Annotated in this window: 1 pseudogene; it reads left to right on the forward strand. The window is 44.3% G+C overall.

The features are described 5' to 3' along the window. Window positions 1–2 precede the first annotated feature (2 nt). Window positions 3–269: pseudogene (locus EI164_RS16840) on the forward strand (transposase); the annotation flags it as partial. Window positions 270–316 lie beyond the last annotated feature (47 nt).

The following is a 316-nucleotide window of genomic DNA, read 5'->3' on the forward strand; positions in this document are numbered from 1 at the left end:
CCATGACCAAGAAATTAAGAACCTACAGTAACGAATTTAAAGCTGAAGCTGTCAAAAAGATAACAGACAACAATCGTAACTTGAGTGCAACTGTTCAGCAGCTCGAAATAGAGATGCAAACGCTCTCAAATTGGCATAACAAAGCCAATCAAGGCAAGCTTGTAGGAACAAAGCAGTATGACCCTGAACTTATGAGTGCGCTTGAAGAGGTAAAACGCCTAAAGCGACAGCTTAAAGTTGCCGAAGAGGAGCGCGAGATCTTAAATGAGGAGGGATAAAGCGAAGCACTGCTTCGCCCCGACGCAAGATGAGAGCT

Source organism: Psychrobacter sp. FME13, from assembly GCF_014861395.1.
GTDB lineage: Bacteria > Pseudomonadota > Gammaproteobacteria > Pseudomonadales > Moraxellaceae > Psychrobacter.